Origin of the sequence: Burkholderia sp. F1 (assembly GCF_050813845.1) — a bacterium.
Classification (GTDB): domain Bacteria; phylum Pseudomonadota; class Gammaproteobacteria; order Burkholderiales; family Burkholderiaceae; genus Burkholderia; species Burkholderia ubonensis.
Genome location: NZ_CP172422.1, coordinates 2,044,293 through 2,056,374 on the forward strand (window position 1 = coordinate 2,044,293; position 12,082 = coordinate 2,056,374).

The 12,082-nt window shown below is 68.6% G+C and carries 1 protein-coding gene; it reads right to left on the bottom strand.

All coding sequences use genetic code 11. From position 1 onward, the window contains the following. Positions 1-10: 10 nt before the first annotated feature. Positions 11-12,061 (bottom strand): amino acid adenylation domain-containing protein, encoded by a 12,051-nt coding sequence (locus ACFIMZ_RS28025; RefSeq protein ID WP_431822725.1) that lies wholly within the window; start codon positions 12,059-12,061, stop codon positions 11-13. Positions 12,062-12,082 lie beyond the last annotated feature (21 nt).

Consider the following 12,082-nt stretch of genomic DNA (forward strand, 5'->3'; position numbering starts at 1 on the left):
CGTGTTTGTCTCACGCCATTTTTTTCTTGTTCGCTTCGGCCAGCGCGCGCTCGACGCTCAGCATGTCGTCGTCCACCGCCTTGAACAGCTGCTCGAAGAAATTCCGGTCGAACGCGCCCGGACGATCGCCGCCCGTTTGCGGCGGCCACGCGCCGCCTCGCGCCTGTGCCGTGAAGCGGGGATGCCAGTAGCGTTCGCGCGCGAACGGATAGGTCGGCAAGCTGATGCGCGCCGGCGTGCGCGCGCCGTACAGACGTCGCCAGTCGAAGGCGAAACCCTTGACCCACAGTTCCAGCAGCGCGAAGTACCGGCCTTCGCGCACCCACGCGTCGACGGTCTCCGTCATCCTGGCATCCGCGGCCCGCCCGAGTGGATCGTCGCGGCGCTGCTTCGCGTGCCCGCGGCAGACCTGACCGGTGTCGTCGTCGCCGGCCAGTATCGCGCGCAGTGTGTCGGCCAGTTCTTGCGCGGAACCAGCCAGCACGGCCAGCCTCTCATCCATCGCCTCGCGTCCCACTTGCAGCGTGTAGGCCGCGTCGGCGAGGTTCGCATCAACGATCGCGCCTTGCTCCAGCGCGTCCACCAGTTGACGCACGCGCTCCCGCAAACGCTCGCCGTTGCGCGCCGACAGCACCACCAGCGCCGGCTGTCCGTCAGGCTGGCGATACGGCGGGACGTCTTCCGATGGCCGGTATTCCTCGACGATCACATGCGCATTCGCACCGCCCGCGCCGAACGACGACACGCCCGCGATCCGCGGATACTCGCGACGCTCCCCATCGAGATCCAGCACCGGACGCTTCCATTCCGCCAATTCCTGCTGCACGACGAACGGCGTGTCTTCGAACGCGATGTTCGGATTCAGCGTCCGCGCGTGCAGGCTCGGCGCCAGCTGGCCATGTCGCATCTGCAACAGCACCTTCGTCAGCCCCGCGATCCCCGCCGCGCTTTCCGCGTGCCCGATGTTCGACTTCACCGAACCCAGCGCGCAGAACTGCCGCTCCGACAAACCGGCACCCAGTGCATTCGCCGCCTCGTCGAACGCCTTGCCCAGACCGGTGATCTCGATCGGATCGCCCAGCGACGTGCCCGTGCCGTGCGCCTCGACGTAGCTGATCGCGCGCGGATGAATCGCGGCCGCCTTGAGCGCGCGCGCGATGATGCTGGCCTGTGCCAGCGGATTCGGCACCGAATAGCCGTTGGTCTTGCCGCCGTGGTTGATGCTGGTCGCCCGGATCACGCCATGAATGTTGTCGCCGTCGGCGATCGCCTGAACGAGCGGCTTCAGGATCACGGCCCCGATTCCCTCGCTAGGCACGTAGCCGTCGCCGCCACGGCCGAAGCTCTCGCACAGGCCCTTGCTCGACGCGAACTTGCCGTCCGCCAGCATCAGGTACTTGTTCGGATGGATCGACACGTTCGTGCCGCCGGCGATCGCCATTTCGCAGTCGCCCCGCTTCAGCGCCTCGCAGGCCAGATGCACCGCCGTCATCGACGACGAGCACATCGTGTCGACCGCCAGACTCGGACCATGCAGGTTCAGGAAATACGACACGCGGTTCGCGATCGACGACGGACTCGACAGCACCGTCACCGGCTCGCTGAGCAGTTGCTGTTGCGCGGCGTACAGCTGGTATTCCTCGTACATCACCCCGACATACACGCCGACATTGCCCGGCATCCCCGACGCCCGGCATTGCGCCAGCGTTTCCCGGGTGTAGCCCGCGTCTTCCAGCGCCGCGTATGCGCACTGCAGGAACAGGCGTTCCTGCGGGTCGATGCGTTCGGCCTCGCTCGGCGACATGTTGAAGAAACGCGGATCGAATTCATCCACGCCGTCGATGAAACCGCCCCACTTCGAATAGGTCTTGCCGGAACGGTTCTTGTCCGGGTCGAAGTACAGGCTGTGGTCCCAGCGATCGGACGGCACTTCGACAATGCTGTCGATGCCGCCGCGCAGGTTTTCCCAGAACGCGGCAAGATCGTCGGCCTGCGGATAGCGGCCGGCGACGCCGATGATCGCGATCTCGTCCCGCGATACCGGCGCGGCCGGCCGCGCCGGTCGGCGGGACATCGCGCGGGCCGCGCCGAGGCGGTGGGCCGGGCGGCGCGCCGGCATCGCCGCGATGCCAACCTCCGGCACGGAGGCGGGCGCCGGCAAGGATGCGGACACCGGCGCGGGCGTGGCCGCCGTTCCCAGCAAGGACGCCAGCCGTCCCGCGTGGTGCGCGACAAAATATCCGGCCAGTTCCTGCAACGTCTGATACTCGAAGAACAAGGTCTTCGACAAGAACCCAAACACGGTTTCCAGTTCCGTCGTCAGCTTCATCGCCGAGATGGAATCGATGCCGTACTCCTCCAGTGGCTGGTCGAGCTCGACCTTGGCGATCGGCACATGCAGCGTGTCGGCGAACAGCTTGCGCAGGTACTGGCCGGCTCCCTCGTCGAGCGCCACAGGCGTGGCCGGATCTTCGGTTACGATCGGCCTCGCATCCGCTTCCCCGCTCCTGTTGCCGGATGACAACCATGCGGACCGAAGCCGCGCGATGTCCCCCGCCGCCACCATCACCTGATCGAAGTCGCTGCTCCATGCGCGGTACAGGGCATCGATGCCATCCGCGTTCGACATCGCCACCATGCCGGTGGCGTCGGTCAATGCGCGCTCCACGGATTCATCCACCCGCATCCCGCCGTCACGCCACAATGGCCAGTTCAACGACAGCGTCCGGCCATGGCGGCGGCCCATCGCCACCTGGCTGTTGCGGTATGCCGCGAAGGCATCCATGAATCCGTTCGCCGCCGCATAGTCCGTCTGGCCCACGTTGCCCCAGACCGCCGTCAGCGACGAGAAACAGAGGAAGCAATCCAGTTCGATCTCGCGGCTCGCTTCGTCCAGGCTCATCAGGCCCGCGACCTTCGGGCTCAAGACTTCGTGCAGCGAGGACGTTGTTTTGTGCATCAGCAGCCCGTCACGCAACACGCCTGCCGCATGCACGATTCCGCTCAGGCCCGCGTGCGACTCCTGAATCTCCAGCACCGCTTGCCGCACCGCGTCCCGGTTCGATACGTCCAGTTCGCGGTATTCGACGGTCGCGCCTTGGGCTTCCAGTGCACGCAACTGCTCGCGTCCTGATGCGTCAAGCACGCGGCGGCCGCTCAGCACCAGCGTAGCGCCCGGTGCGCGGGAGGCGATCTCGTCCGCGAAGATGCGGCCCAGACCACCTAGCCCGCCCGTGATCAGATAAACCCCGCCCGCCTTCCACGGCACCGACGGCTCGGCTTCCGTCACCTCACGCCAGCGCAGGACTTGCCGTTCGCCCTCGGCATAGCGAATCTGTGTATCGTCCGGCGTCGCGCGGTTTTCCTTCAGCTTGATCGCCAGTTGGGTCGCATCTTCCTCGCGATCCACTTCGATCAATTGCCCGATCAGCTTCGGCTGCTCGAGCTTCGCGCTTCTCAGCAAGCCCGACAATCCCGCCGATACCTGTTCCGCCCCAAAGGCCGGCACGACCACCTGTATCAGCACCGGTCCCGCATGCTTCGCGCGCAGCAGCGATTGAACATGCGTCAGCAAGGCTTCCGCCTGCGATGCGTAATCCCCGGACAAGGTCTCGCAGCGCGCGTTCACTTGCGACGACAACGCCGCCACATCCGTTTGTTCGCCCACGAGCAGCACCAGATGCTCGCTGTAAGCAGGCGCATGCGCATCAGCACGCACCGCTTCCCACACCGGATGCAGCAACAGCGTCTCCGGCACCGATGCCGCGAAGGATGCGGATGTCGTCGCGGGCGTCATATCGGACGCCGCTGCCACTCCCGCGTCGCTGTCCATCACTCTTGTCGTAAACCCACGCAAGCGCACACACACCCGTCCCTCGTCGTCACACACATCGAGGTCGAATTTCCGCACCCGCGCTTCCGGCCCGCTCCCCGCGCTGAACCGCGCCCACACCCACATCCGCTCGACGCACCCGGCCAGCACGTCCACGTGATCCACCGCAAACGGCAACGACGAACGTCCCGTCTCTTCCCATTCCTCGCGCAACAGCCCCGCCACCGACTGCAGCGCCCCATCCATCACGCTCGGGTGCAGCACGTATTGCTCGCACGTCCCGGCCACCGCCGACGGCAGCACCAACCGCCCCAGCACCTGCCGCTCACCCACATACAGGCACTCGATCGCCCGATGCGCGGCACCGTATTGCAAGCCTCGCCCCAAGAAGCGCGCATAGCACGCGTCAGCCGACCATGCCTCGCCGCCGCTTTGCGCGCGCAGCGCCTCCACATCCACCCGCTCCGGCTCGCCTGCTTCTATCCGTTCGACCCGACCCTGGCTGTACGTCACCTGTCCCGACGGATCCTCTCCATACACCTCATACGCCAGTGTCCCGTCTTCCTCCGGATACAAACCCAGATGCGCTTGCACCGCCCCGCCTTCCACCACCAGCGGCCTGCTCCACACCACATGACTCAGCCTCACGCCGCGCGTCATCGCATCGCCGCCATCCGCCAGCCCCAGTGCCGCGCGCACCATCTCCAGATACGCCACGCCCGGCAGCACCTTCCGCCCCTGCACCTGATGGTCCGACAGGAAAAACGCCTCGCCGTCGAATACCGTGCTGTATCGCAGTCCGTCCAGATCCGACGTATTCCGCTGCACCAACGGATGCAAACCCGCGACCGCGCGCACCGTATCCGCCGCCGCCATCGCCACCTCCGGCAGCCAGCAGCGCTCCTTCGCGAACGGATAGGTCGGCAGGCTGATCCGGCTCGGCTTGTGTTCGCCATACAACCGCGCCCACTCCACCGCGAATCCCTTGACCCACAGTTCCAGCAGCTTGCCGTGCTTGCCCTTCGCCAGCCAGCCGCTCACCACTTCGGACAGGTCCTCGTCCGACGCCAGCAACGACAGTTCCTCGCGATGCTTCCGGACCTCGCCGCGATATACGCCATCGACCCGCGTATCGCCAGCCAGTACCCCGCGCAACTTGTCGGCCAGTTCTTGCGCGGAACCAGCCAGCACGGCCAGCCTTTCATCCATCGCCTCGCGTCCCACTTGCAGCGTGTAGGCGGCATCGGCGAGGTTCTCGTCTACGATCGCGCCTTGCTCCAGCGCGTCCACCAGTTGGCTTGCCTGCTCACGCAAGCGCTCGCCGTCCTTCGCCGACAGCACCACCAGCACCGGCTGTCCGTCAGGCAAGCGATACGACGAGACATCTTCCGATGGCCGGTATTCCTCGACGATCACATGCGCATTCGCACCGCCCGCGCCGAACGACGACACGCCCGCGATCCGCGGATACTCGCGACGCTCGCCATCGAGATCCAGCACCGGACGCTTCCATTCCGCCAATTCCTGCTGCACGACGAACGGCGTGTCCTCGAACGCGATGTTCGGATTCAGCGTCCGCGCGTGCAGGCTCGGCGCCAGCTGGCCATGGCGCATCTGCAGCAGCACCTTCGTCAGCCCCGCGATCCCCGCCGCGCTTTCCGCGTGCCCGATGTTCGACTTCACCGAACCCAGCGCGCAATACTGCCTGTCACTCGTGTATTCCGAGAACGCGCGGCTGAGTCCGGCAATTTCGATCGGATCGCCCAGCGCGGTGCCCGTGCCGTGCGCTTCGACATAACTGATCGCGCGCGCATCGATACCGCCGCGCGTCAGCGCCTCGGCGATCAACGCCTGCTGCGCGTCCGGGTTCGGCACCGTGTAGCCGTTGGTCTTGCCGCCGTGGTTGATGCTGGTCGCCCGGATCACGCCATGAATGTTGTCGCCGTCGGCGATCGCCTCGCCAAGCGGTTTCAGCAGCACCGCGCCCACGCCCTCGCCCGGCACGAAGCCGTCGCCATCCGCGCCAAAGCTGTGGCAGCGTCCATCCGACGACGGCATATTGAGCAGCGCGTGGGTGACGTACTTGTTCGGATGCAGCGACAGGTTCACGCCGCCGGCAAGCGCGCACCGGCAATCGCCGCGCCGGATGCTTTCGCAGGCCAGATGGATCGCGGTCAGCGACGACGAGCACATCGTGTCGATCGCCAGGCTCGGACCGCGCAGGTTGAGCACATACGACACCCGGTTCGCGATCGAGCCGTACGAACCGCTCACGCCCAGCTGCTGCCCCGCGCCGGGCAACAGCTGGTACTCGCTGTACATCACGCCGATGAACACGCCCACCCGGCCCTGGTAGTGCGTTTCGAGCGCCGACCGGCTATAGCCCGCGTCCTCGAACGCCTGCCACGCGGTCTGCAGGACCAGCCGTTCCTGCGGATCCATCCGCTCCGCGTCCAGCGGCGAGATATTGAAGAACAGCGGATCAAACGCATCGACATCGCGCAGGAAGCCGCCCCACCGGCTGGGCTGGACCGGACCGTCGACCACGGCCTGCCGCCGGACATCCCAGCGCTCGCGCGGCACTTCGTCGATGCAGTCCCGGCCATCGGCCAGATTGCGCCACAACGCATCGAGCGTGTCGGCCTGCGGATAGCGGCCGGCCAGCCCGACGATGGCGATCGCGTCCGCGTCGCCGGCCGGCAACGCGCGCCGCGCCGCCGCGCGGGCGACGGGGACAACCGGCGGCGCATCGACGACGTTCGCCTTCGCGACGCCGAGCAGCGTCAGCAAGGCCGGCCGATGGGCGTTGACCAGGTATGCCGCCAGCGAACGCAAGGTCCGGTGCTCGAAGAACACGGTTTTCGGCAATGCCGGAAAATCCCGCGCCAGCCGCACGTTCAGCGCCTGGATGATCATCGAGTTCAGACCCAGCTCCTCCAGCGGGCGATCGACCGTGATGCGCGCGGCCGGAATGCCCGTCGCGTCGGCCAGTTCGCGCACCAGGAACGCATGCACGCGCGCTTCCAGCGCATGGGCATCGTCGTGCGTCGCCGCCTTCGCGGCCGGCGTCGCATCGAGCCAGTGACGCGTCGCCTCGAACGGATAGGTCGGCAACGGAATCCGGCGCGGGTCGGGACCATCGAGCACGCGCCAGTCAACCGTCCCGCCCCGCACCCACGCGGCGCCGAGACGCGCCGGTTCGCCACCCGCGACGCCGGCGTCGGAGACAGTCGCGCCGTCTTCCACCGTGCCGCGATATACGCCATCCGTCTCGCCGCCGTCGCGCGCGCATCGCAGCCGCGCGCGCAGCTCCGCCCCATCGGCGGCGACGATCGCGAGCCGCTCGCGCATCGCCACCCGGCCGGCCCGCAACGTGAAGGCGAGATCGTCCAGTGGCGTATCCGCATGCGCGTCCAGGAAGTCGTGCAGGCGCTCGACCTGTTCGCGCAGTTGCCCGGCCGTCGCTGCGGACAGCACCACCAGCTGGCGCGTCTCTACACGCGGCGCGCGCGGCGCGGACCGATGTTCGGCGAGGATCAGATGACCGATCGAGCCGGCCGCGCCGATCGAATTGATCAGCGCCCGGCGCGGCCGGTCCGCCGGGTCGCGCGGCCACGGCGTCGCCGCCGTGACCACCGCCAGCGAACGCGCATCCAGTTCGATCAACGGGCTGCGCGGTTCGCTCGCGAGCGTCGGCGCGAGTTCGTCGTGCGCGAACTGCAACACCACCTTGGTCAGCTGCGACAACCCGGACGCGGATTCCAGATGCCCGATGTTGGCCTTGAGCGTGCCGACCCGGCACGGCGTCGCGCGCGCCGCCGCGCCGAACACCTCCGCGATCGCGCCCAGTTCGGCGGCGTCGGCCAGGCTCGCGCCGGGCGCCGCCGCCTCGATGTAGTCGATATCCGCCGCCACGAGGCCCGCGCCCGCCAGCAGCCGGCGCAGATGCTCGGCCTGACGGCGCGCGTTCGGCGCGCCATAGCGCGGCGACTTGCCCGCATGACCGACATAGCTCGCGTCGACGGTTGCGTACACATGGTCGCCATCCGCCTCGGCGCGGGGCAGCGCTTTCAGCAGCACCGCGCCGACACCCTCGCCCGGCGCCCAGCCGCTGGCGTCGGCCGATAGCGGCCGGGCGCGGCCGTCCGCCGCCAGCAGGCCCAGATCGGCCAGCACCCGCGCGTGATACGGATGCGCCAGCAAATTGACGCCGCCCGCGATGGCCACTTCGCATTCGCCCCGGCGCAGGCTCTCCGCCGCCAGGTGCAGCGCGGTGAGCCCGGACGCGCACGACGTGTTGACCGCGAGGCTCGGCCCCGCGAAATCGAAGACGAACGAGATCCGGTTGGCCAGCGACGCGTGATGCGAGAACTCCCCGGCCTTGCCTTCCGTGCGCCAGCTGTCCAGCCCGACGCTCTGGTAGTCATTCCACATCGCCCCGACGAACACGCCCACCCGCTGCCCCGCGGCGCTCAGCGTCGCGGCCGTGTGGCCGGCATCTTCGAGACAGGCCCAGACCGCTTCCAGCAGCAGCCGCTCCTGCGGATCGAGGCTCACGGCCTCGACCGGCGCGATGCCGAACAACAGGCTGTCGAAGCGGGCGATGTCGTCCAGGTAGCCGCCGGGCGGCCACGCGCGGCCCGCCGCGTGCGCGTCCTCGCCTGCCGCCGGCTGACGGCTCGCGGGCAACGGACCGATGCTGTCGATGCCCTCGCGCAGATTGCGCCACAGGCGGCGCGGGCTGTCCGCGCCCGGATAGCGTCCGCCGAGGCCCACGATGGCCACGCGCGCGGCGCTCGCGGATGCGGGTTGCGACGCGGCTGCGTCGCCGGCCTCGATCCGCCGCCGGCTGGGCGGCACTTCACGCGCCGACCCGCCGCCAATGAAGCTGTGCAGCAGTTCCAGGTCCGGCCCGAGGGCGAACGCCTGCCGGATCGGATCGAGTCGAACCGCGCCGATCGGGCACAGGCCAATGCCGAATTCCGCCTGCCGTTCGAGCAGCAACTGGCCGGCATGCCCCGCGTCGAGCAGCGCGGCATGCAGCGCCGCCTGCCGGCTGGCCGCCGGATCGCACCGGCCGAACACGAACAGGCAGAACGCGCCCTGCTTGAAATGCCGACGATTGTAGGGCGTGTAGATCTGCTGGACCTGCGCGGCCGTCAGACTGGCGACGGCCGTCAACCGGTGGGTGTCGGCATCGTAGCGGTACAGCCCTTCGGGGACTTCGCCGCCGCGCGTGTAAACGTAGATCACGAGATGCCGCGACGCGCTCACCGCCCCGTAGAGATAGGGCCGGCCCTGTCCGGATGGTTGCGGACGCAACATCCCGAGCAGACGGCCGAGCTGCGCGAGGCCGACCGGCTCCGGCAGGTAATCGCGGCAGGTCGCGCGCAGGCGGTGCTCGGACCAGTCGAACGGGGTGCTCGCCAGCGCGAAGCACGGCGCGTCGGCCGGCAACCGGCGCAGATGGCGGCGCTCGCGATGCAGTTGCTCGGACGTGATCGTCACCGCCGCTTCGCCCGCGAAGAGCGTATCGACGGCGTCGTGCCGGACGCACAGGCGGGCCGAATACGCCGCATGGACGGACGACGCGCCCGCCTCCATCCGCGTGCCCGCCGCCGGGACGCCGGCCAGCAGGCAATGAACGAAGCGCTCGGTGGCGGCCAGATCGAGCGCCGGCACCAGCGCCTCGACGTTCACCCCGGTCGCCGGCGCGGCAACGAAACCGTGCGCGCCCTGTGCGGCGAGCAGCAACTGGCTCATGTAGCCGGCTTCCAGCGCGGCCAGCGGCGCGGCCGCCTGCCGGTAGAGCGGTTCGATGGCGTCCATCTCGGCCACCATGAACACGGCGAACGCGGCCCGCGCATAGCGCGCGGCGTCCGCGCCAAACAGCGCATCGGGCTGCGCGGCGGGTGTCCCCACGCGATATAGCGCGTGCGCTTCAGGATGGTAGTAGTAACCGCCTTCCGGCAGGCCCGGCACGCCCCCCGCCCTCACCTGGACATAGACACGCACCGGATTCAGACCGCCGCCCGACGGATAGCGGAACCTGGCGTCGCCGTCGCCGTCGCCGTCGCCGGCGCCGGCGCCGGCGCCGGCGCCGGCCATCAGCAGGCCCAGCCATGCGCTGAGCGCTTCGAAGGAAATCGCGGCGCCGCTGAAGCCGCACTCCGCGCCATCGGCGAGCCGCGCGTCCGGCCGGTAGGCCACCGGCGGCAACGGCAGATCCGCCAGCGCGCCGACCGGCCCCGGCGTCGTGACAGGGCTGTCGGATGCGGCGTCGGCCACGCGCGCCGGCTCGGCATGCGCCGTCACATACGCGACGATGCCGGCGATCGTCGGCATGTCGAGCAACACGTGCAGCGGCACCGCGACGCCACAGGCTTCGCGAATCTGCTCGACGACGCGCACGAGCGTCAGCGAGGTTGCCCCGGCGTCGAACAGGTCGGTGTCGGACGCGAGGTCGTCGCGCTTGAGCATCGCGGCGACGATGGCGTCGATGCGCGCGTGCGTCGGGGTGCGGGCAAGCGGGGGCGATGCCGCGCTGTTGCGGGTGGTGGCGCTGATGACCGGGGCCGTGTCGATCGTGACTGCCGGCGTGTGCCCGGCCGACGCCGTTGCCGGGGTCACGGCCGCCACCGCTTCCGGCACGGGTTCCGCCACGGCGCCCGCGACCGGCACGGGCCATGGCAGCGCGCCGCGATCGAGCTTGCCATGCGGCGTCAGCGGCAGACGCGGCAAGCTCACCACCCAATTGGGCACCATGTAGTCGGGCAACCGCGTCGCGACATCGCGGCGCACCTGCTTCGGGTCGAGCGTCGCGCCGTCGGTTTCAAGGTAAGCGACCAGCCTCGGGTCGCCGTCCTCTTCTCCGCGCACCATCACGGCGGCTTCGCGCACGTGCCCGATCTGTCGCAACGCGGCTTCGATTTCACCCAGTTCGATGCGCAGGCCGCGCAGCTTCACCTGAAAATCGACGCGCCCCAGAAAGTCGAGATTGCCGTCATCGAGCTCCACCACCCGGTCACCCGTGCGATACATCTTTTCGCCGGGATGGAACGGATCGTCGACGAAACGCTCGGCGGTCAGCGCGGGACGCTTCAGATAGCCGCGCGCGAGGCCCGCGCCGGCGATATGGAGTTCGCCCTCGTGGCCGGGCGGCACCCGCCGCCGCGCATCGTCCAGCACATAGAGCCGGATGTTGCGGATCGCCCGTCCGATCGGCGCCCTGCGGTCCGGCCGGATCTCGCACGGCCAGTAGCTGACGTCGACCGCCGCTTCGGTCGGGCCGTACAGATTGTGCAGACGGGCCGGCAACAGGGCCTTGAAGCGCTGCACCAGTTCGAACGGCAGCGCTTCGCCGCTGGTGAAGACGTCGCGCAGCGACGTGCAGGACGCGGCGTCGGCGTCATTCAGGAACAGGCGCAGCATCGACGGCACGAAATGACAGACCGTGATGCGCTCCGCGCGAATCAGACCGACCAGATAGTGGCTGTCCTTGTGCCCCTGTGGCGCGGCCAGCACCAGCGTCGCACCCGCCAGCAGCGGCCAGAAGAATTCCCAGACGGAGACGTCGAAGGTATAGGGCGTCTTTTGCAGCACGCGGTCACCGGCGTGCAAGCGGTATTCGTCCTGCATCCACAGCAGCCGGTTGCAGATCGCGCCGTGCGTGAGCAGGCAGCCCTTCGGCTGGCCGGTCGATCCGGATGTGTAGATCACGTAGGCCAGGTCGCGCGGCCGGCTCGCGGAGACCGGCGACACGTGCGGATAGCGCGTCAGGTAGTCGGCCTTGCTGTCGAGCGGCAACACCGTGCCGCTGAATCCGGCCAGCAGACCGGCATGCCGCTGCTGGGTCAGGACCACCGACACGGCCGCGTCGTCGAGCATGAACCGCAGGCGTGCGTCGGGATAACCGGGGTCGAGCGGCAGGTAGGCCCCGCCCGCCTTCAGGATCGCGACCAGCGCCACCACCAGCTCGAGCGAGCGCTCCATGCACACGCCAATGATGTCGTCCGGTCCGACGCCCAGTTCGCGCAGATAATGCGCGCACTGGTTGGCCCGGCGTTCGAGCTCGGCGTAGGTCAGCGACTGGCCGTCGCAACGCAGCGCCTCATGTTCCGGGGTGCGGGCCGCCTGCCATTCGATCAGCCGGTGCAAACTGTCCGGGTTGCCGTGAAACGGCGAGCCGTCGCCGCCGAAGACGGTATTCGAGTCCGTGTTCTTATACATGATGGTTCTTGTCGGTCCGTT

Coding starts and splice junctions, on each gene's coding strand:
- ACFIMZ_RS28025 (WP_431822725.1), bottom strand. CDS start 12,061: ATGTATAAGAACACGGACTCGAATACCGTCTTCGGCGGCGACGGCTCG.